The 20,258-nt window shown below is 52.3% G+C and carries 18 protein-coding genes; 10 read left to right on the top strand and 8 right to left on the bottom strand.

Annotated features, from left to right (window positions below; genetic code table 11):
* Positions 1-67: 67 nt before the first annotated feature.
* From rluB to AGRI_RS04940, 6 genes are read right to left on the bottom strand one after another with little or no spacing between them, the layout of a single operon-like run.
* The gene (rluB, locus tag AGRI_RS04915; RefSeq protein WP_008983896.1) at positions 68-1,054 is read right to left on the bottom strand and encodes a 23S rRNA pseudouridine(2605) synthase RluB; all 987 of its coding nucleotides are present in this window, start codon (positions 1,052-1,054) and stop codon (positions 68-70) included.
* The gene (gene scpB, locus AGRI_RS04920) at positions 1,054-1,647 is read right to left on the bottom strand and encodes an SMC-Scp complex subunit ScpB (protein ID WP_008983897.1); all 594 of its coding nucleotides are present in this window, start codon (positions 1,645-1,647) and stop codon (positions 1,054-1,056) included. Before scpB ends, rluB begins: the two co-directional genes overlap by 1 nt.
* A complete protein-coding gene (locus AGRI_RS04925) occupies positions 1,647-2,468 on the bottom strand; it encodes a segregation and condensation protein A (RefSeq protein ID WP_008983898.1) in 822 nt (273 codons plus the stop codon). Before AGRI_RS04925 ends, scpB begins: the two co-directional genes overlap by 1 nt.
* Before the next feature lie 13 nt (positions 2,469-2,481).
* The gene (locus AGRI_RS04930; RefSeq protein ID WP_008983899.1) at positions 2,482-3,102 is read right to left on the bottom strand and encodes an L-threonylcarbamoyladenylate synthase; all 621 of its coding nucleotides are present in this window, start codon (positions 3,100-3,102) and stop codon (positions 2,482-2,484) included.
* Positions 3,099-4,013, bottom strand: a complete 915-nt coding sequence (rnm, locus tag AGRI_RS04935; RefSeq protein ID WP_008983900.1) for an RNase RNM — start codon at positions 4,011-4,013, stop codon at positions 3,099-3,101. The genes AGRI_RS04930 and rnm overlap by 4 nt, the downstream gene beginning before the upstream one ends.
* Before the next feature lie 56 nt (positions 4,014-4,069).
* Positions 4,070-6,073 carry a DUF3857 domain-containing transglutaminase family protein gene (locus tag AGRI_RS04940; RefSeq protein ID WP_008983901.1) on the bottom strand — a complete coding sequence of 668 codons (2,004 nt, stop codon included), beginning with the start codon at positions 6,071-6,073 and terminating at the stop codon, positions 4,070-4,072.
* Between the two features lie 238 nt (positions 6,074-6,311).
* Between AGRI_RS04940 and AGRI_RS04945 the strand changes: the two genes are divergently transcribed.
* The 8 genes from AGRI_RS04945 to AGRI_RS04980 all read left to right on the top strand — a co-directional run bounded on the left by AGRI_RS04945 (position 6,312) and on the right by AGRI_RS04980 (position 14,158).
* Positions 6,312-6,497: a DUF6435 family protein gene (locus tag AGRI_RS04945; RefSeq protein ID WP_008983902.1), complete on the top strand. Its 186-nt coding sequence runs from the start codon at positions 6,312-6,314 to the stop codon at positions 6,495-6,497.
* A 312-nt stretch (positions 6,498-6,809) separates the two neighbouring features.
* Complete coding sequence (locus tag AGRI_RS04950; RefSeq protein WP_008983903.1) at positions 6,810-8,444, top strand: anthranilate synthase component 1; 1,635 nt, start codon at positions 6,810-6,812, stop codon at positions 8,442-8,444.
* Position 8,445: 1 nt separating this feature from the next.
* A complete protein-coding gene (locus AGRI_RS04955; protein WP_040291470.1) occupies positions 8,446-9,045 on the top strand; it encodes an aminodeoxychorismate/anthranilate synthase component II in 600 nt (199 codons plus the stop codon).
* A 4-nt stretch (positions 9,046-9,049) separates the two neighbouring features.
* Positions 9,050-10,087 carry an anthranilate phosphoribosyltransferase gene (gene trpD, locus AGRI_RS04960; RefSeq protein WP_008983905.1) on the top strand — a complete coding sequence of 346 codons (1,038 nt, stop codon included), beginning with the start codon at positions 9,050-9,052 and terminating at the stop codon, positions 10,085-10,087.
* Positions 10,080-11,519, top strand: coding sequence for a bifunctional indole-3-glycerol-phosphate synthase TrpC/phosphoribosylanthranilate isomerase TrpF (trpCF, locus tag AGRI_RS04965; protein WP_008983906.1), 1,440 nt, complete (start codon positions 10,080-10,082; stop codon positions 11,517-11,519). The genes trpD and trpCF overlap by 8 nt, the downstream gene beginning before the upstream one ends.
* Positions 11,519-12,715, top strand: coding sequence for a tryptophan synthase subunit beta (trpB, locus tag AGRI_RS04970; protein ID WP_008983907.1), 1,197 nt, complete (start codon positions 11,519-11,521; stop codon positions 12,713-12,715). Before trpCF ends, trpB begins: the two co-directional genes overlap by 1 nt.
* Before the next feature lies 1 nt (position 12,716).
* Entirely contained in the window at positions 12,717-13,517 is an 801-nt protein-coding gene (gene trpA, locus AGRI_RS04975; RefSeq protein WP_008983908.1) for a tryptophan synthase subunit alpha, read from the top strand.
* A gap of 161 nt (positions 13,518-13,678) precedes the next feature.
* Entirely contained in the window at positions 13,679-14,158 is a 480-nt protein-coding gene (locus AGRI_RS04980; protein ID WP_202800786.1) for an FKBP-type peptidyl-prolyl cis-trans isomerase, read from the top strand.
* 82 nt (positions 14,159-14,240) lie between these two features.
* Here AGRI_RS04980 and AGRI_RS04985 read toward each other — a convergent pair whose 3' ends face one another.
* Together AGRI_RS04985 and AGRI_RS04990 are read right to left on the bottom strand one after the other, a co-directional pair.
* Positions 14,241-15,368 carry a PQQ-dependent sugar dehydrogenase gene (locus AGRI_RS04985; protein WP_008983910.1) on the bottom strand — a complete coding sequence of 376 codons (1,128 nt, stop codon included), beginning with the start codon at positions 15,366-15,368 and terminating at the stop codon, positions 14,241-14,243.
* Positions 15,365-15,802 (bottom strand): hypothetical protein, encoded by a 438-nt coding sequence (locus AGRI_RS04990; protein WP_008983911.1) that lies wholly within the window; start codon positions 15,800-15,802, stop codon positions 15,365-15,367. Before AGRI_RS04990 ends, AGRI_RS04985 begins: the two co-directional genes overlap by 4 nt.
* 205 nt (positions 15,803-16,007) lie before the next feature.
* On the opposite strand from AGRI_RS04990, the gene hemH reads away from it, so the two are divergent.
* Entirely contained in the window at positions 16,008-17,090 is a 1,083-nt protein-coding gene (hemH, locus tag AGRI_RS04995; RefSeq protein WP_008983912.1) for a ferrochelatase, read from the top strand.
* Between the two features lie 8 nt (positions 17,091-17,098).
* A complete protein-coding gene (locus AGRI_RS05000; protein WP_008983913.1) occupies positions 17,099-20,218 on the top strand; it encodes a transglycosylase domain-containing protein in 3,120 nt (1,039 codons plus the stop codon).
* Positions 20,219-20,258: the final 40 nt, after the last annotated feature.

Consider the following 20,258-nt stretch of genomic DNA (forward strand, 5'->3'; position numbering starts at 1 on the left):
CTGGTCGGTCCGGTACCGGAGACCTGTGGATAAAGTGGTCAGACCGGTACCGGAGTGCTGTGGATAATTAGCCTCTGCCTTCACGGGTTGGAGTTTTGCCGGTTGGCTGCCGCTGTGTGCTGTTGCCTCTACCCGCTTGACCTTTAGTCGCAGTCGGTTTCTTGGCCGGCTCGGCCCGGTTGGGTTTTGCGCCGGGTTCAGTTTTTTTAGCGGGCGTTTTTTCGGCAATTTGATGCTTACGCACGGCACGCTTCATGCTGGCCAGGCGGCGACGCCGCTCGGTGCGATCTTCCGGTTTTACCAGCGATGCCACTTCGTCTTTTAACCCGACCAGGTTACGCAGATAGTTGACTTCAGCCAGCGGATATTCGGTATAACCCCCGGCAGGTAAGTGCTTAGGCAACAACAGATCACCATAGCGCACCCGGATCAGCCGGCTAACGACCGCGCCCTGAGATTCCCACATCCGGCGTACCTCACGGTTACGGCCTTCGGTAAGAACGACATGGAACCAGCGGTTAATCCCCTCGCCCGGCAGCGCTTTAATACGTTTAAAGTTAGCTTTACCGTCTTCCAGTTCCACCCCGGTGCGCAGACGCTGGATCATGGCATCGTTAATCTCACCGAAAACCCGCACCGCGTATTCGCGTTCTACTTCAAATTTAGGGTGCATCAGGCGGTTAGCCAGCTCGCCGTCAGTGGTGAACAGCAGCAAACCTGAGGTATTGATATCCAACCGGCCGATGGCGATCCAACGTGCGCCCTTGATATTGGGTAAGCGCGAGAACACCGTGGGCCGTCCTTCCGGATCGGTACGCGAACAAATCTCGCCCTCGGGCTTATGATAAGCCAGTACCCGACAGACTTGCTGCTCTTCGCTCGCCACCTGTACCGGATGACCATCAACGCGGATCGCTTGGTTCGGGGTAACCCGGTCGCCCAGGCTAGCCGGTTTACCATCCACGGTCACGCGGCCACGGCTGATATAGTCTTCCATTTCGCGGCGCGAACCGATGCCGGCACGGGCCAAAACTTTCTGTAATTTTTCACTCATTAGTGGAGCTCTCCTGTCATCCCGACGGTGGTTAATAATTCCGCTTCTGCCGGTTGCAAGGCTGCAAACTCGGCTAATGGCGGTAATTGGTCTAAATGGCGTAAGCCAAAGTAATCTAAAAAGGCCTCAGTAGTGGCATAAAGCCCGGGCCGACCCGGTACTTCTTTGTGGCCGACCACCTTGACCCAGCCGCGTTCGGTCAGGGTGCGCATAATCTGGCTACTAACCGATACGCCGCGAATTTGCTCAATTTCACCGCGGGTAATGGGCTGGCGATAAGCAATTAAGGCGAGCGTTTCCAGCACCGCACGCGAATAACGCGGTGAACGCTCGGGCCAGAGTCTGGCCAGCGGTTCACTTAATTCAGGGCGGGTTTGAAACCGGTAGCCACTGGCCGTTTCCATCAACTGGATGCCACGGGCACTGTAATCGTCCTGCAGTTGTTTCAGACATTGTAGCAGCCGTTTCGCGCTGACGTTAAAGCCCTCCAGCACGGAGGCTTGCAATTCGGCGCGGCTAAGGGGCTTTTCGGCAGCAAAGATCGCGGCTTCGACAAGTTGCAGTAATTGAATATCGTTAATTTTCTGCGCCATTATGCCTCACTTAGCGCCAGTTTGACATGAATTTGTGCATAAGGCGCCACCTGGATCAGCTCTACCAGCTTTTCTTTGGTTAGCTCCAGGATCGCTAAAAAGGTCACCACCACGCCTTCCCGGCCTTCAGTTAAGTCAAAGCACTCAGCAAACTCCAGATAACCCTGCCGCTGCTGCAATAAATCCAGAATACGGCTCATCCGCTCGCGGGTCGACAGATGTTCACGCTGAATATGATGATGCGCCAGCGCCTTGCTGCGCTTGACTATGTCATTTAAGGCGCTGATCAGCTCAGTAAAATCCACATCCGGTAAAATCAATAACGGGCTGAAATTATCAGCCAGGCTGGCCTGGGCAGTAAAATAGTCGCGCTCATCGCGCGGTAAGGCATCCAGATCGGTCGCTGCCTGTTTAAAGATTTCATATTCCTGTAAGCGGCGCACCAGTTCGGCGCGAGGGTCGTGCTCATCGTCTTCCAGACTGGTGATTTTCGGCAGCAACAAGCGTGATTTAATTTCTGCCAGCATAGCGGCCATTACCAGATATTCGGCCGCCAGCTCGAAATTCAGCTCCTGCATCAGCTCAATATATTCCATATATTGCAGGGTAATTTCGTTTACCGGTAAATCGACCAAATCAAACTTGTGTTTGCGAATTAAATACAGCAGGAAATCCAGTGGGCCTTCAAAGGTATCGAGCAGAACTTCAAGCGCATCCGGCGGAATATACAAGTCTTCCGGCCGTTCCAGCACCGCCTCACCGCGGACAAAGGCCAGCGGTAACGGCTGCTGTATCGTTAACGGCGGTAGCGGCTCAGCCATCTTAACTCGTTACTTATTCAAACGGCCGGCTATCGCCACGGCCCTGACGAATAATCTCCGGCGTATCTTCAGAGAGATCAACCACTGTAGTCGGATCTTCACCGATAATACCGCCATGCAAAATCAGATCAACCTGCCGCTCTAACTGATGCCGCATCTCATCCGGATCACTCTCGGCAAATTCCTGACCGGGTAAAATCAAACTGGTGGTCAATAAAGGCTCGGCCAGCTCTTCCAACAGCGCCAGCGCGATTTTATTTTCCGGAATGCGCAGGCCGATGGTCTTCTTCTTTTCATTTAACAGCCGACGAGGCACTTCTTTGGTACCGCGCAAAATAAAGGTGTAGGCGCCTGGCGTGTTATTTTTAATCAGTCGAAAGGCGGTGTTTTCAACTTTTGCGTAAACCGACAACTCCGACAAATCCCGACACATCAGCGTAAAATGGTGTTCGCCGCTAACCTGACGGATTTGCATAATGCGGTCCATGGCGTTTTTATCGCCGACATGACAGCCCAGCGCATAACCGCTATCAGTGGGGAAAATCACCACACCGCCCTTTTGGATAATTTGCACCGCTTGTTTAAGCAAGCGCTGCTGCGGATTTTCCGGGTGAATATGAAAAAACTGGCTCATCTTGGCGTATCCATGCTAGTAGTTGGTGCAGCGGATAAGACCGCTGTGGCTTCAGGCTCCTGAGTTAGTCTTTTCGGGACTAAGCCCCAGTTCGCCCAAACCGGCGTGACATCGTCTGGTAAATATAGATGCTTTCCCAGCTCATTCCAAGTTGTTGGCTGATGAAAATCCGAGCCGACAGAGGCAGTTAGCTGATGTTGCAGGCAAAGTGTCCACAGGTCGCGGCGCTGTACCGGCGTTTGCTGCGGGGAGATAATTTCCATCGCATCGCCGCCAGCCGCAGCAAAATCGGTGACCAGCCGTTTTAAATAGCGCCCGTTCAGGTTGTATTTTAATGGATGCGCCAGCACAGCCTGGCCGCCGGCATCATGGATCCATTGCACAGCACTGGCCAAATCGACCCAATTATTGGGTACATAGCCGGTTTTACCGCGTGCCAGGTACTTTTTGAATACCGCATTTATCGAATCGGCTCGGCCAGTTTTCACCAGAAAGCGTGCAAAATGACTTCTGGTAATGGCGCCGTCGCCAACCTCTGCCAACACTGCCTCTAATGCGCCCGGAATTTGCGCTTTTTCCAGCCGGCGAGCCATTTCCTGCGCCCGCTCCAACCGTCGCTGCTGCTGTGATGCCAAACGCGCTAAAAATTGTGGGCAATCGGGGTTGATATTTAAGCCAACAATATGGATTTCAAACTCATGCCAGGCGGTAGAAATTTCCACGCCGTTAATCAGCGTTAACGATGCCTGAGTTTCTGTCAGCCAGGCCGCAGCTTGTGGCAAGGCACTCACCGTATCATGGTCGGTAATGGCCAGCACATCCAGATTACAGCTGATCGCCCGCGCTAACAGCTCGGCAACCGGCAGCAGGCCGTCTGAGTGGTTAGTGTGGCTATGTAAATCGATTTTCATGCAGTCCCCTATTCAGAGGACTATTGTCGCATAGATACCGTTAAAGCCAAACCGCTTCAGGGCGTTTCCGTCGCTTTTAACATCTCCCGCAGTCGCTGCTTTAAATCCAGCTCTACCTCAGGTACCGGATCGGTTTTATCTATTACCACTGTAAAGTACATCGCATCGCGTACTTTTTTAACTGCACTGACAAAATCCAGGGCTTGTTCGGGCGTGATGTGGTCACTTTTGCTTTGGTAGTGGTGCACCACCGTAATGCTGGTCGCACTGGTGTCGACTTGGCGCTGATAGACAAAACCCGGGTGATCGATCTTTACCTGTAAATCGCCCAACTGCCAATCGATCGGGCTTGCCAGATCGAAATGGATCCGATGCTGTACCCGGACATTAGGTTCGATATAGAGTGGCATTTTACGCCGCGTATTTTTGGGTAACTGCATAAAGCGCTCGAGGTAGTCGCCAAATAGCAACAGCTCCTGTCTCGGTTCAGTTTCATCCCAAAAGTTGTCGATGCTAAAGCTGGCAACCACCTGCACCTGGTTATTCTGTTTATCGTCAGAAATCACAGGATCCGCCATTAAGTCTGCGCCCGGATATTGCTGTTGATAAACCCGTTCCAAATGATTCGCATATTCAGTCAGGCCATGCTGGTCCAGCATCCCCCGAAAAGACTCTGCTTCGTATTGCTGATAATTCAGTGATATTGAGAGAGTAACCGGCGCACCAACCGCAGCAAGCTGAAAGCGCTCTTCCGTTTCGATAATACCATCGGTGTTGCTTGGCATCGGTATTGACGTAAGCTCTGTTACGCCGTTTTTGATCAACAATGCCTGTTGAAAATACTGACGGCCTTTTTGCTCGAGGCTGCCATATTGCTGACTACGGGTGCCGTCCAGCCAGTAGTCTTTACCGTTTAAAGGCAGATAGGTAATAACATGATCAAACACAATAGGGCCTGGCAAGCGCCGCTGAATATGGCCCCTCGTAGCATTGGAAACCAGTGCCGGATAGGCTTCGATGCCACCGGCGGCCAGCAACGCAATCATTAAGGTGGTTTTATCTTTGCAATCGCCATATTTGCGGGCAAACACGGTATTGGGTGAGTAAGGTTGATGGCTGTTCAGACCAATTTCCATCCCAAAGTAACGGATGTCGTTCTGTACATAGCGGACAACTTTCGCGGCATAATCTTCCAGCGAACGACTTTCCGCCAGCCAGCTTTTCACTAATAACTGTAGGTCGCCGTGCAGTGGTTCGTTAAACTGATAGAGCGGAATAGCCCAGGCGACGACGTCCTGCCAATGGCCAAACTCATTAAATTCAATAAAACTGTAGGGCATAAACCACTGCGGATAATTGTCTTCTGCTTTTACTGCGGCAATCGCATTTTGCTGCCACCGGTATTCGTAGTGATCACCGATTTTGCGTTGTTGCGGCGCAACACCCGCTTGATTACTGTAATACGCCAGTTTTTCTTGCCTGGACAAGACCCGGAGTTGTAACTGTTGCACGGCGACAGACCAGGTCAGCGGAAAGTAAACCGAGCGCTTACCACCATAGATTGGGTTGGTACCAGTAATAGAGTATTGAATATCAAGTCTGTCACCGGGCTGCATGTCGCTAAGCAGCACCATAGCGGTAACGTAACCGGTATAGATCTGCCGCTCCTGCTGCTGTTCACGCTGCACCAGACGAATATCAGCGATACCTAATTGCTCTTTGGTATCCCCATTGCGGGTTAACCGGATACTATGAAAAGTAAGCTGCTGATATTCCGGTGCGAAGCTGACCTGATACTGCGACGCTTGCTCAACCCCTTTACGCGTATTGGCTTGCATCGCGATATGAGAATAGGCTACCGGCTCGGCATTCAACCAGTTTATCTGTTCATCTACCAGCAGATAACTGACCGGCTCGCTGCGATCTGGTTCAGCCTGTTGCGTCATCGGTAACTCAACCCAGGCTGGCACCGGTTGTTGCTGATAGCTAAAGCCAGCAGTATTGGTGTTGGCTGTCACCTGCCAGCTAAGTGATAGTATAAGTATCAAAAAAAGCCGCATTCGTTATTCCTTGTCTTCCCTGATTATGCTCTGTAAAAGCAGTATCGGCTGTTCAGTAGGCACAATACCTTAACAAAATCAGCACAATTTAATTTTAGATTCAGCTTATGCCGGAAGCGTCGGGTTTGGCAAGTTACTACTACGAAATAACCGCTTCGAATATAAAAGTAGATGATAGAGAACTGGCAGCGGTGTAATGCCGTAATGGAGTGTACGAAGATTAAAAAGGACTCTGCAGATGTTTGGCTGGCTAAAACCCGATCCGGTAAAGAAATTGCGCAAAGCGTACGATCAAAAATTGGAGCAAGCGATGCATGCCCAGCGCAATGGCGATATGCGTTTATTTGCTGATCTGACGGCAGAAAGCGAGGAGCTTTGGCAGAAAATTGAGCAGTTGCAGCAACAACAAGCTGCCAACCAATAGAGCCGTCCAGACTTTTATACGTTTTTATTGATGATTTTTAGTGAACAGGGCTTGACGCCAAGCCCGATTCGCGGTTTTATGTAGGCGTTCAAGAATAAGGTAGTTAAAGCCAATGCAATTTCTAACAACGTTTTCACTGATTAACTGGTGGTGGCACATTCCCAACGGGCGTGTGTAGGCGTTGTATTCGCTTTAGAAACCCAGGCCCGTTTCCCCCGAAACGGGCTTTTTTTTGGGCGTAGTTTTGGGGTTAACCGGCAATAAACTAATAGCAACAGGTTAACCAACTAAAAATTAAGGAAAATTATTAAGATGATTTTCAGCCATATCACAGACACCGCGGGCGAAGTAGCCAGTATTGCGCTACCTGTGCCCTATCAAAGCGATGCCTTAGCGGCTTATGCCAGCCTGTGTCAGGCCGACCGCTGCTCACTGCTGCTGGAATCAGCCGAGATTGACAGCAAAAACAGTGTCAACAGCCTGATGCTGATCGACGCCGCACTGCGTATTGAGTGTAACGGTCAACAGGTGAGTATTACGGCGCTAAGCAGCAACGGCCTTACCCTGCTGCCCTTTTTAGCCGACCTGCTTAGCCCCATCGCCACCCTCACTTATCCACACGTCTCCGGTACCGGTCTGACCAGCAGTTATCCACAGCACTCCGGTACCGGTCAGACCACTGAAGCAGTGTTAGTCGCCGAGTTTGCACTACCCGATCCGCTGTTAGATGAAGTCAGCCGTTTAACCCAACCTAATCCATTTAGTGCGCTACGTTTAATACAGCAGCAATTGCGCAGCCAGGGTGATGAACCCTTTGCTATCTTTTTAGGCGGCGTGATTGGCTATGATATGGTGGCCAATATCGAGCAGTTGCCCGAGGTGCCGGTAAAAGAAAATCAGTGCCCGGATTATCTGTTTTATCTGGCCGAAACTGCACTGGTCATTGACCATAAAGCGCAGCAAAGCCGCTTAGTGGGCAATGTATTTTGCGGCGAAGCGGCTCCTGCCAACTGCTTTGCCATTGGTAAACGGCTGGAGCAGTTAAAACAACAGCTACTACATAGCCAGCCATTGGCTGTGGGGCAAGCCGCCAGCAGCAAAGAGATTGCGGTTGATATTAGCGATGCCGATTTTGAAGCCCAGGTCGAAACGCTAAAGCAACATATTGTCGCCGGCGATATCTTTCAGGTGGTACCGTCGCGCTGTTTCTCGCTGCCCTGCCCTAAGCCGCTGCAGGCTTACGCCAAGTTAAAACAGCTGAACCCCAGCCCCTATATGTTTTATCTGCAAGACCCTAAGTTTTGCCTGTTTGGCGCCTCACCGGAGTCGGCGCTGAAGTTTAATGCCGCCAGCCGCGAAGTGGAGATTTACCCCATCGCCGGCACCCGCCGCCGCGGTTTTGCCGCCGATGGCAGTATTGACCGCGATCTGGATAGCCGCATTGAGCTTGAGCTTAGGCAAGATGAGAAAGAAAAAGCCGAGCATTTAATGCTGGTGGATTTAGCCCGCAATGATGTAGCACGCATCAGCACGCCCGGCAGCCGTTACGTCAAAGAGTTACTAAAAGTCGACCGTTATTCCTATGTGATGCACCTGGTATCCCGGGTGGTCGGCCAGCTAAAACCAGAGCTCGATGCGCTGCATGCGTATCAGGCCTGTATGAATATGGGCACCCTGGTAGGTGCGCCTAAGGTGAAGGCGGCTGAGCTTATTCGCGGTGTTGAGGGGAAAAAACGCGGCTCTTACGGCGGTGCCGTCGGTTATCTGGCCGGTAATGGCGATTTTGACAGCTGCATCGTGATCCGCTCAGCTTATGTCGCAGATGGTATGGCTTATATTCAGGCCGGTGCCGGGGTGGTGTTTGACTCAGTAGCGAAGCTCGAAGCAGAAGAGACACGCAACAAAGCGCAAGCAGTAATTAACGCTATTCAGGCGGCGGGGTATTAAAATGAGCCAGAACCTTAATTGCACAGTGTATCTGCTGGATAATATCGATTCTTTTACCTACAACCTGGTGGATGAATTTGCGCAGCTGGGCGTAAGCTTAAAGCTGTATCGCAATACTGTCCCGGCCGATTATATTTTTGAAAAAATGCAGCAGGAAAGCGGCCCGGTACTGCTGGTGTTATCACCCGGCCCGGGCGCGCCAGCCGATGCTGGCTCAATGCCGGCGTTATTAAAGCGCTGCGCCGGGGTGTATCCGGTGCTGGGGATTTGCCTCGGGCATCAGGCTATCGTTGAACATTATGGCGGTGTGGTCGGCCGTGCCGGTGAAACCGTACACGGTAAAACCTCGGCGATTAGTCTGGCCGAACATCCGGTGTTTAACGGTTTACCACGGCCTTTCCCGGTGGCGCGTTATCACTCGCTAATGGCGACGACACTGCCAGAGCAGCTTACACAAATTGCCAATGAGCGACATATTCCGATGGCGGTGATTAACGAGACTGAGCGGATGCTGGGTTTTCAATTTCACCCCGAGTCGATTTTAACTACGCTTGGCAAGCCGCTGCTTAAGCAAAGTATCGAATATTTATTAAGGAGTTAAGAGCATGACAGATCTTAACAACACAGAGGCAGGGGTTTTACCGCTGGTGCAACAAGCGCTGACGGGTAAAGCACTTAGCCGCGAGCAAGCCGAGCAATTCTTTAGTGCTGTGGTAACCGGTCAGGTCGATCCACTGCATTTAACCGCTATGTTAGCAGCCTTGAAAGTACGCGGTGAAAGCAGCGCCGAAATAACCGGTGCAGCCAGTGCACTACTGCAAGCCGCCGCGCCATTCCCGGCTACGACCAAACCGAGCATCGACTGCTGTGGTACCGGCGGTGATGGCAGCAATACCATTAATATCTCCAGCACTGCCGCCATCGTTGCGGCCAGTATGGGATTGCCGGTGGTAAAACATGGCAACCGCAGTGTGTCATCACGTTCGGGCTCTGCTGACTTGCTGGAACGGCTGGGGCTGAATATTCAGCAAAGCCCACAACAGGCAGCCAGCATGCTGGCCGAGTCGCAATGTACCTTCTTATTTGCGCCCTTGTATCACAGCGGCATTAAGCATGCGATGCCGGTACGCAATGCGTTGAAAAGCAGAACTATTTTTAATTTGCTCGGGCCTTTAATTAACCCGGCGCGACCTGCTTTTCAGCTACTTGGCGTCTACGATCCGGCACTGTGCCGGGTGATGGCCGAGGCCTTACAGCAACTGGGTACTGAGCGCGCCTGGGTGGTGCACGGTAGCGGCTGTGACGAAGTCGCGCTGCATGGCAATACTTATGTCTGTGAGCTAAAAGACGGTGCACTGCGCGAATTTACGCTTACGCCGGAAGATTTTGGCCTCAATATTACTCCTCTTAGTGCCTTAGCAGGTGGCGAGCCGGAGCAAAATGCGGCAGCGACGCTGGCCATTTTGCAAGGCCGTGGCGAAGAGGCGCATAATCAGGCAGTAGCCGTAAATGTGGCGGCGATGCTAAAAATTGCCGGTTTAGGCCAGGATTTAAAAGTGAATACCCGAGCGGTACTGGAACAACTGGCCAGTGGTAAGGCGATGGCGACCTTGGAAAAAATGCAGGAGTTAAGCCGTGGCTGAACTGGTATTACACAATAAAACCATTACCGGGGTACTGGCGAAAATCGTCAGCCATAAGTTAACTGAAGTCTCGGCTATGGCTAACGAGAGGCCGTTGGAGCACTTTATCGCCAGTGTCAGCCCGACCAGCCGCGATTTTCTGGCCGCTTTGCAGCAGCCTGGCGCCCGTTTTATTCTGGAGTGTAAAAAGGCCTCACCGTCGAAAGGCTTAATTCGGCCGGATTTTGATCTTAGCGCTATTAGTCAGGTGTACAACCAATATGCCGACTGTATCTCGGTGCTGACCGACAGCGAGTTTTTTCAGGGCAGCTATCAGTATCTGGAGCAGATGCGCGCCTTATCTGACAAGCCGCTGCTGCATAAAGACTTTATCATTGATCCCTACCAGATCTATGCCGGGCGGGCTGCCGGTGCCGATGCGGTACTGTTAATGCTGTCGATTTTATCACCCCAGCAGTACCAGTTGTTAGCGGCCATTGCCGCCGAGCTGAATATGACGGTATTAACCGAAGTCAGTAACGAAGAAGAAACCTTACAGGCGGTGGAGCTTGGCGCCAAATTAATTGGGATCAATAACCGCAACCTGCGCGATCTGAGTACGGACTTAAACACCAGCTTCCGGCTGCGGCAGCTGATCCCAGCTGATCGCACTGTGGTATCGGAGTCCGGCATTTATCGTAATCAGCAGGTACGAGAGCTGCTGCAGATCGCTGATGCCTTTTTAGTCGGCAGCTCACTGATGGCTGAAGCCGATCTGGCAGCTGCCTGTCAGCGGCTGATTATCGGCGAGCATAAAGTCTGTGGTTTAACCCGGATTGAAGATGTTAAGGCGGTGGCCAACGCCGGCGCTTACTATGGCGGCTTAATTTTTGCCAAGGCGTCACCGCGCTATGTGACACCGGAGCAGGCGCAACAGCTGGTACAGGCCGCTAAACTTCGCTTTGTTGGCGTTTTTGTCAATAGCCCACTAGCTGAAGTGGCTGAGCTGGCTAAGGCACTGAAGCTGGCGGCCGTGCAGCTACATGGCGAGGAAGATGAGGCTTACCTTGCTGCCCTGCGGCCGCTATTACCGGCAGATTGTCAGATTTGGCAAGCCTATCGCGTGCAACAGCAGCTACCGGCGTTTAGCCCACAGGCCGATCGGATCTTGCTGGATAGTTTTCATGCCAGCCAGCATGGCGGCAGTGGCTTGCGTTTTGACTGGTCGCTACTGTCAGCGCTTAACAGCGCACAACCTATTATGTTAGCCGGCGGCCTTAAGCCGGATAACGTGGCGCAGGCGCTGGCCTTACCGGTGGCGGGGCTGGATTTAAACTCTGGATTAGAGAGTGCGCCGGGTATTAAAGATCACACTAAGCTGGCGGCGGCCTTTAGCGCCATCCGTCATTTCGATTTTCAGAGCAAAACCAATACTAAGGGTGAGCAAAACTGATGAGTGAGTTAAAACTAAACCCCTATTTCGGCGAATATGGCGGCATGTTCGTGCCACAATTGCTGGTACCGGCGTTAAAGCAACTGGAAGCGGCCTTTGTCGAAGCACAGCAGGATCCGGCCTTTTTAGCCGAGTTTCAGCAATTACTAACCGAATATGCCGGCCGGCCAACGCCGCTGACGCTAACCCGTAACTTATCCCCTAACCCGCTGGTTAAAATTTACTTAAAGCGCGAAGACCTGCTACACGGCGGTGCGCACAAGACCAATCAGGTATTAGGTCAGGCGCTGCTCACCAAACGCATGGGTAAAAAAGAAGTGATCGCTGAAACCGGTGCCGGCCAGCACGGCGTGGCCACGGCGCTGGCCTGTGCGCTGTTGGGCTTAAAATGCCGCATCTATATGGGCGCTAAAGATATTGAACGCCAGCAGCCGAACGTGTTTCGGATGAAACTGATGGGCGCGACCGTGATTCCGGTGACGGCTGGCTCTGGTACGCTAAAGGATGCCGTTAACGAAGCGATGCGCGACTGGTCAGCTACCTATGAAACCACGCACTATATGCTGGGTACCGCAGCTGGCCCGCACCCGTTCCCCACTATTGTGCGTGACTTTCAACGGATGATTGGTGAAGAAGCCAAGCAACAGATCTTAAAAGCCGAGGGCAAATTACCGGATGCGGTGATTGCCTGTGTCGGTGGTGGCTCTAATGCGATTGGCATTTTCGCTGACTTTATTGCTGAAGCTGGTGTGAAACTGATTGGCGTCGAACCCGGTGGACTGGGTATTAATACCCATCAGCATGGCGCGGCGTTAAGTACCGGCAGCTATGGTATTTTGCACGGTGCCTATACTGCCATTATGCAAACCAGTGATGGTCAGATTGAAGAGTCGTACTCGATTTCGGCCGGTTTAGACTACCCGGCGGTCGGGCCACAACATACCTATCTGCAGCAAAGTGGTCGAGCGCAGTACGTGGCGATTAATGATGATGAAGCTTTGGCGGCGTTCCAACATCTGGCCAAAGCCGAAGGCATTATTCCGGCGCTGGAAAGCTCGCACGCGGTAGCCCAGGCGTTAAAAATTGCTGCTGAAGCCACAGAGCCAATGGTGTTACTGGTGAATTTATCCGGCCGTGGTGATAAAGATTTGGCCCACGTGCATAGCGTGTTAGCGGCGCAGCAGGGAGGAGTATAAGATGCAGCGTTATCAACAGATGTTTCAGCGGCTTAATAACGAAGGCCGCGGTGCCTTTGTGCCCTTCGTGACCCTTGGTGATCCGAACCCTGAGCTGTCGTTTGAAATTTTAAAAGCCCTGGTCGATGGCGGCGCCGATGCGCTGGAGCTGGGTATTCCGTTTTCTGATCCTATTGCTGACGGCCCAACAATTCAAAATGCCAATATCCGGGCGCTGGCCGCTGGCGTCACGCCGGCAGTCAGCTTTGAGCTGATTGAAAAAATCCGCGCCTATGCCCCGGCAGTACCTATTGGTTTATTACTGTATTCAAACCTGGTAATGGCTAAAGGCATTACTAAGTTTTACGAGCAAGCGGCGGCTGCCGGCGTCGACTCGGTACTGATTGCCGACGTGCCGCTGCATGAGAGTAAGCTGTTCCGCCAGGCCGCGATGGCACAAAACATCGCGCCGATTTATATCGTGCCACCAAATGTCGATGATGATGACTTACGCGCTATCGCCTCTTATGGCCGCGGCTATACTTATCTTTTAAGTCGCGCCGGCGTGACCGGTGCCGAAACCAAGGCCGCAATGCCAACCTCGGAGCTGATCGCGCGCATTCGTGCTTATAATCCGGCGCCACCGCTGCTGGGTTTTGGGATCTCCGCGCCCGAGCAGGTAAAAGATGCGATTAAAAATGGTGCGGCCGGCGCCATTAGCGGTTCGGCTATCGTCAAGCTGATTGAGCAGCATCAGCACGAGCCTGAGTTACTGCTCACTAAGCTGCGCAACTTTGTCAGCACCATGAAAGCCGCCACCTAATTTATCCACACGTCTCCGGTACCGGTCTGACCACCTTATCCACAGGTCTCCGGTACCGGTCATACCAGTTTACTTTGCTGCCTGAATCACTGCTATAGCTGTTATCTGCGGGTAGATATCATATAATGGCGCCACTTTTATCAGCTAACAGACTTATCATTATGCAAATTACCAACAATGCCGTTGTGCAATTCCACTACACCCTAAGCGATGCCTCTGGCGAGCTGGAAAGCTCGCGGAAAGCCGCGCCCCTGCTCTATCTGCATGGTCATAATCAGATGTTGCCAAAATTAGAAGCGGCGCTGGAAGGTAAAACTGCCGGCGATACGTTCGAAATTACGCTGGCACCAGTTGATGCCTATGGTGAGCGTCGTGACGATGCAATTCAGAGCGTGCAGGTCAAACATTTGCAGGGAGCTAAAAAATGGAAGCCAGGCATGGTGGCCTGGGTGAACACTGATCAGGGCGAGCGTCAAGTGACTATCGTAAAAGTAGGCATGTTTAAGGCGGATGTTGATACCAATCACCCACTGGCCGGCAAAACCCTAACCTTCGCACTCGAAGTGCTGAACGTACGTGAGGCGACTGCAGAAGAAATCGCTCACGGCCACGCCCATGGTGAAGGCGGCCATCAGCACTAACTGGTCATACCCTGATTTTCCCAGAAAAAAGGGAGACCTGTGGATAAACTGGTCAGACCGGTACCGGAGTGCTGTGGATAAGTTACTGCGGGGTTAGGCGCAGTAACTTGCCGGCCGGGCCGTCGGTCAGGATATAGATCAGGCCGTCCGGGCCGGTACGCACATCACGCAAACGGCTGTCGAGTTCAGTGAGCAGCTTTTCCTCTTCTACCACCTTATCGCCGTCCAGTACCAACCGGTGCAAGGCTTTGCCGGCTAAAGCCGTAATAAAGATATTGCCCTGATACTGCGGGAAAGCCTCACCGCGATACAGCGTCATCCCGGCAGGGGCAATCGAAGGTGACCACTGGTACACTGGCTCAGCCATGCCAGTAAAGCGGGTAAAGGGAGAAATCCGGGCACCGGTATAATCAATACCTGTGGTCGCCACCGGCCAGCCGTAATTAACACCGGCTTGTAGCAGGTTCAGTTCATCGCCACCTTTGGGGCCATGTTCGTGGCTCCACAAGCTGCCGGTTGCTACATCATAGACAATCCCCTGCACATTTCGATGCCCGAGCGTAAAAATCTCGGCGGCTACTGCAGCTTGCCCAACAAGGGGGTTATCGGCTGGCACGCTGCCGTCTTGCTGTAAACGTACGATTTTCCCCAAGTGATTGGCTTTATTCTGGGCTTGCTCACGATAATCAAAGCCATCGCCTAAGGTTAGCACCAGGCTTTGATCCGGTAGCTGCACCATCCGACCGCCATAGTGCGCGGCACCGCGCCGATCCGGAGTTGCCCGAAAAATTTTTTTGACATCAGTCAGCTGATTATCCTGCCAGCTGGCACTGGCCAGACAAACACTGTTGGCATTAGCCGTGCCGCAGACATAGCTTAAAAATAAACGACCACTTTGTGCGAAATTATCGGCCAGTAACACTTCCAGCAAACCACCCTGCGCAGCGGCATAAAATTCCGGTAAATTGACATCGAGTTTTTGCAACACCTGACCATCACTGCCTAATGTCACCAACTGCCCGCTGCGCTCGGTCAGTAAAAAGCCGCCGGAAGGCAAAAAACTGAGTGACCAGGGATATTCTAAACCCTCAGTCAGGATCTGAACTTTAGGCCCGGAAGGCGGCAATGAGGAAGGCAGCGATGACGCAGCCAGCGCAACCAGCGGCAAACTTAACGCTAGCGTAAATAATAGGGTTCGGCTCAGGCTCATGCGACGCTCCTGCTACGACTAAAATAATGATAAAAGACGGCACCCAGCGCACAGCAACTAAGCAATAACAAAGTACCGGCCAGAGTACGATTTAACGCGATTAAGGTTGGCATTGGCGCCAGCTGATTAATTATCAGTAACGCTGCCCAGGTACTCAGTGCCGTAATAACAAATACGGCCGGCACCTTACCCAGCGTTGCGCGTTTCAAAACAATACGGCTTAGCACTAAGCTTAGTAGCATAATCGGCAGGAAAATCGCCGCTAGTACCGGCATAAAATGGCGTAAATCAAACCAGAGGGTGCTCAACTGCTCGGCAGTAGCAATAGGGCCGGTTAGAGCAACAATCGCCTGCAGATTCACCAGGCTTTGGATCATAGAGCCGGCGCTGGCAGCCAGTAGCACCGCCAACAGAAAAACGAGGATTCTACGCATTTAGTTCTCCCTGATGTCAGTTACACCTTAAAAGGTTAGACCTCGTACCGGTACCGGAGTGCGGTCTGACCAGTGATGCTAAATATTCTGTTCCAGTCATAGGTTTACGCAGCTGAAACTGCTAAGATCACTATAAAGCCGGGCGATCTAACGGGGCTCCTTCGCCGTAATGCCGGCTTTAGTATAATCAGGAGCACAGCGCTGTATGGGATATATTAATAGCAAAGATTTCAGTCATGGTCGCGCCGATAAGATTGGCGTACTGTTAACTAACCTGGGAACGCCGGATGAGGCTAGCCCAAAAGCATTAAAACGCTATTTAAAGCAGTTTCTATCCGATCCCCGGGTTGTCGAAGTGCCACGGCTGCTGTGGTGGTTTATTTTAAATGGCGTTATTCTGAATATCCGGCCACGCCGCTCGGCTAAAGCCTATCAAACGGTATTTACCGAGCAAGGCTCGCCACTACTGTTTCATACGGTAAGTCAAACTAAAGCGGTGGCTGCCGAACTGGCGGCTCAGGGCTACACCGATGTGGTGGTCGACTTTGCTATGCGCTACGGTAACCCCAGTTTTCAGTCAGTGCTGGAACGTATGATGCAACAAGGGGTACGCAAGCTGATTGTGCTGCCACTGTATCCGCAGTATTCTGCCTCGACTTCTGGTTCAACCTTTGATGAACTGGCGCGGGATTTTATGCAGCGCCGCTGGCTGCCTGACTTACGTTTTGTCAGTCATTATCATGATAATCCGGGTTATATCGCGGCTTGTGTTGAGCGGATTAAGGCACACTGGCAGCAGCATGGTCAGGCCGATAAGTTGCTATTTTCTTATCATGGCATCCCGAAGCGCTATTTACTGAATGGCGATCCCTATCACTGCGAATGCTATAAAACCTCGCGGCTGATTGCTGAAGGCCTGGGTTTAGCACCCGAGCAGTACCTTACCACCTTTCAATCGCGTTTTGGCCGTGAAGAGTGGCTTAAACCCTACACCGACGAAACGCTAAAAGCACTTCCGGGCCAGGGTGTCAGTTCGGTACAGGTATTTTGCCCGGGGTTCTCCGCCGATTGTCTGGAGACCATCGAAGAAATTGGCGAAGAAAATAAGGAATACTTTGAACATGCCGGTGGTAAGCGCTATGAATATATCAGCGCGCTAAATGATCGCCCCGAGCATATCAAAGCACTCAGTCAACTGATTATTGATAATTTACAAGGCTGGCAAGTGACAGCCGATCCGCAGCGCCTAGCCCGCGCTAAACAGCTAAATTCACAGGAAGTGCAGTAAGTTTTACTATGTCAGATCAACAAAGGGTTGAACCACGCCTTGGCGACGCACCACTGGATGCCCCACCGGTATTAAGCCGGCGGCGTTTCGAGAACACTCGTGAACCACAAAACGGCGCAGCGCAAGCGCCAGGCCGGGGGCCGAGACAACCTGTTAACTGGCGGCCGTTAAAATGGCTGTTGTGGTTACTGCTGCTGGTACTGCTGGCAGGTTTAATCTATCAGGAAATGCGCAGCAGTGTGTTGCAAGCCAGGGTATGGCACTATCTGGCGCAGCAACTGACATTCAGCACTGAGGCCGGGCCGGCACCGCAAGAGGCGGCGCCGGTTTATCCGCAAGGTGGGCCTTTTGATTTGCGGGCAGGTTATAGTCAGTTGCCTACCTGGCTGACAACGTTAAATGAACAGGGGTTTTCGATTACCCGGCAAAGCCGGTTCTCACCCGCCTTACAACGTTATGCCGAGCTGGGCTTTTATCCGCCCTATGCCGAAAAAAACCAATGGGGACTCCAGGTTTTTGATTGCCGGCAGCAACCGTTATTTAGTTTTCAAAAACCTGAGTTTCAGTTTTCGCAATTTGAGCAGGTTGCGCCCTTACTGCTGCGGGCTTTGCTCTATGTCGAAAACCGCGATTTGTTTCAACCAACTGCCTATGCTAACCCCGCAGTGGACTGGTCGCGCCTTGGCGCCGCTGTTTTAGCCCAAACCCAAAAAGCGGTTGGGCGTGAGGCGGCCGCCGCCGGTGGTAGCACCCTGGCTACCCAAATTGAAAAGTACCGGCACTCTGAGCAAGGCTTTACCGCCGATGTGTTGGATAAGCTACAACAGATGGTCTCTGCCAGTGTGCGCGCTTATCAACCGGCACGGGAAACGATGGAAAGGCGCAAACAAATCGCGCTGGACTATATTAATACCGTACCACTGGCGGCCACCCCCCAAGCTGGCGAAGTCCATGGCATGGCTGACGGCCTGCATGCCTGGTTCGGTGCAGATCCACAGCGGGTCAACCGGCTGCTGCAAGACATTAACCCTAACACCGCCGCCCATGGTACAGCTTTGCGCCAGGTGATGGCGCTGATTATTGCTCAGCGCCGCCCCAGTTATTATCTACTGCAGGGACGTGACGAGCTGGAGCAGTTGGTTGATAGCCATTTACGCTTGCTACGTCAGGCTAATATTATCAGTCAGGCCTGGCTGGAACAGGCCAGCGCAGTCAGATTAGCCTTTCAAACGCCAGCCAGCGTTAGCCGGCCGCAGCTGGATAAAACCGCCTTGCTGGTTCGCAACCGGGTCGCAGCCTTACTGGAGCGGACGCTGTATCAGACTGATCGGCTGGATTTAACAGTGCAAACTACCTTGGATCTGCCGCTACAGCAACAAATCAAAAACTATTTGCAACAACTGGAGCAACTTTCTGCGGCCGAAAAAGCCGGTATTATTGGCCCGCGTTTGCTGCGCGAAGACCAAATTCGCGGTGTAAAGTACAGCTTTACACTGTATGAAAGTGCGCCTACCGGTAATAAGCTGCGCGTACAAACCGACAACCATGCCGAGCAACCTTTTGATTTAAATGAAGGCAGTAAGCTGGAGTTGGGCTCGACGGCAAAACTACGGATGCTGGGAACCTATCTGGAGTTAGTCGCTGAACTGCACCAAACTTATGCGGAGCAACCGGCTTCAGCCTTGGCATTGCTGGAAATTGCACCACAGGATAATTTGTCACAGTGGGCTATTAACTATCTGATTGCGAACCCCGGGGTCAGTTTACTGACGATGTTAAACGCGGCTATGGACCGTGAATTCTCAGCCGATCCCCGCCACAGCTTTTTTACCGGCGGCGGCCTGCATACTTTTAGTAACTTCCGCCGTGAAGAAGATCGGATGGTACCGACTATGCGCCAGGCGCTGTATGAGTCTATTAACCTGCCGTTTGTCCGTCTGACCCAGGAAATTGTTAACTACAATATTTATCATGGTGAGAGCAGTAGCTATCAGCTGTTAAAAAACGACAATGACCCACGCCGCGACCAGTATTTGCGCCGCTTTGCTGATAAAGAAGGCGTAAGTTTCCTGCAGCGGTTCTGGCGCAAATATCATCGTTTAACGGCTGAACAGCGGCTGGAGGTGTTTTTAAATGGCTTGCGCCAGACGCCCGATCGGTTAAGTGCCGGGTATCGGTTTATTTACCCTGAGGTTGGCGAAGCCGAATTTATCCGCTTTATGCAGCAGCGCTTTGCTGATAACCCGCAAACGCCGGCGCAGTGGCGGCAACTGTACCGCAAATATGCTCCAAGTGAATTCAGTTTGCCGGATCAAGCCTATTTGGCACGCAGCCATCCTCTGGAACTGTGGTTGCTCGGCTATTTACAGCAACAACCCAACCCAACCCTGGCTGAAGCAATCAATTTAACCGCTGACGTACGCCAGCAAGCCTACCAATGGCTGTTCCGCACTCAGTCGCGCAGTGCCAGGGATAACCGTATTCGCACTATGCTGGAAATTGAAGCCTTTTGGGACATTCACCAGCGCTGGCAGCGGCTGGGTTATCCGTTTGAATATTTAGTGCCATCCTTGGCAACTGCACTGGGTAGTTCTGGCGACCGCCCTGCGGCACTGGCGGAATTGATGGGTATTATTCAAAACGACGGCCGCCGCCTGCCGATGTTCCGGATTGAAGGCTTACATTTTGCCGCTGATACGCCGTACGAGGTGCAAGTTGCCCGCACCGAACTGCAGCAAGAGCGGGTCATGCTACCGGAAGTTGCTCAAGTATTACGGGAAAGTCTGGCAGGAGTGGTACAACAGGGCACCGGCCGGCGCTTGCAGGCGAATTTTAGCCAACCGCTGGCGCCGGATATTGCACTGATAGGTGGTAAGACCGGTACCGGAGACAACAGGATCAGTACGGTAAATAGCCGCGGGCAAACAGTGACGTCCAGGGCGTTAAACCGTACTGCGACCTTCGCATTTTATCTTGGTGATCGGCATTTTGGGGTGATTTCGGTTTATTTGCCGGGTAATGCGGCGGAGGATTATTTCTTTACCTCAGCACTGCCATTACAGGTACTGAACGGTATGGCCCCCTTGCTGATGCCGATATTAAAACCACAAGCGGGTTGCCCGCTGTAGGCATTTAGCGATAAGGCCTGCTATTGCATGGTGGGCCTGT

It is taken from the genome of Alishewanella agri BL06 (assembly GCF_000272005.1).
GTDB classification, from domain to species: Bacteria; Pseudomonadota; Gammaproteobacteria; order Enterobacterales; family Alteromonadaceae; genus Alishewanella; species Alishewanella agri.

Excerpts from the sequence above, each read along its gene's own strand:
- trpA (WP_008983908.1), top strand. The coding sequence starts at position 12,717 with ATGCAGCGTTATCAACAGATGTTTCAGCGGCTTAATAACGAAGGCCGC.
- AGRI_RS04955 (WP_040291470.1), top strand. The coding sequence starts at position 8,446 with ATGAGCCAGAACCTTAATTGCACAGTGTATCTGCTGGATAATATCGAT.
- AGRI_RS05000 (WP_008983913.1), top strand. The coding sequence starts at position 17,099 with ATGTCAGATCAACAAAGGGTTGAACCACGCCTTGGCGACGCACCACTG.
- rnm (WP_008983900.1), bottom strand. The coding sequence starts at position 4,013 with ATGAAAATCGATTTACATAGCCACACTAACCACTCAGACGGCCTGCTG.
- AGRI_RS04985 (WP_008983910.1), bottom strand. The coding sequence starts at position 15,368 with ATGAGCCTGAGCCGAACCCTATTATTTACGCTAGCGTTAAGTTTGCCG.
- scpB (WP_008983897.1), bottom strand. The coding sequence starts at position 1,647 with ATGGCGCAGAAAATTAACGATATTCAATTACTGCAACTTGTCGAAGCC.
- AGRI_RS04925 (WP_008983898.1), bottom strand. The coding sequence starts at position 2,468 with ATGGCTGAGCCGCTACCGCCGTTAACGATACAGCAGCCGTTACCGCTG.
- hemH (WP_008983912.1), top strand. The coding sequence starts at position 16,008 with ATGGGATATATTAATAGCAAAGATTTCAGTCATGGTCGCGCCGATAAG.
- AGRI_RS04980 (WP_202800786.1), top strand. The coding sequence starts at position 13,679 with ATGCAAATTACCAACAATGCCGTTGTGCAATTCCACTACACCCTAAGC.
- trpB (WP_008983907.1), top strand. The coding sequence starts at position 11,519 with ATGAGTGAGTTAAAACTAAACCCCTATTTCGGCGAATATGGCGGCATG.
- AGRI_RS04945 (WP_008983902.1), top strand. The coding sequence starts at position 6,312 with ATGTTTGGCTGGCTAAAACCCGATCCGGTAAAGAAATTGCGCAAAGCG.
- AGRI_RS04940 (WP_008983901.1), bottom strand. The coding sequence starts at position 6,073 with ATGCGGCTTTTTTTGATACTTATACTATCACTTAGCTGGCAGGTGACA.
- AGRI_RS04930 (WP_008983899.1), bottom strand. The coding sequence starts at position 3,102 with ATGAGCCAGTTTTTTCATATTCACCCGGAAAATCCGCAGCAGCGCTTG.
- trpD (WP_008983905.1), top strand. The coding sequence starts at position 9,050 with ATGACAGATCTTAACAACACAGAGGCAGGGGTTTTACCGCTGGTGCAA.
- AGRI_RS04990 (WP_008983911.1), bottom strand. The coding sequence starts at position 15,802 with ATGCGTAGAATCCTCGTTTTTCTGTTGGCGGTGCTACTGGCTGCCAGC.
- rluB (WP_008983896.1), bottom strand. The coding sequence starts at position 1,054 with ATGAGTGAAAAATTACAGAAAGTTTTGGCCCGTGCCGGCATCGGTTCG.
- AGRI_RS04950 (WP_008983903.1), top strand. The coding sequence starts at position 6,810 with ATGATTTTCAGCCATATCACAGACACCGCGGGCGAAGTAGCCAGTATT.